General features: G+C 52.0%; 1 protein-coding gene. It reads right to left on the bottom strand.

What is annotated here, in order from left to right; genetic code table 11:
* Positions 1–281, bottom strand: a 281-nt coding sequence (locus AC1RP1_RS08295) for a hypothetical protein (protein ID WP_481762769.1), incomplete at both ends; no start/stop codon positions are given.

Below are 281 nucleotides of genomic sequence, written 5' to 3' on the forward strand. Positions count from 1 at the left end.
CCCGAACGCACAGCAGCACGTTGAACTTTCTTCGCTTGCTTATACGCTGCACTCTTGTAACGGCTGCTTTCGCGTGCGGCCACCGAAGCTGCACTGCCTTTACTGTAGAGCAGGATCGATTTCTTTTTCCACGTCGGCACCAGATCAGTAGGTGACACGATTCTCATCCCAGAATCCAAAACGCTGGCCACCTGCTCAGCCAAACGCTGGTCGGACACAACGAAGAAAAGTGGTTTATCCGATTTTGCAACGCGAGCGCCAGAACGAAATAGAAACTGGAT

This window comes from Dellaglioa sp. CoH-56-MRSF-13 (assembly GCF_056782095.1).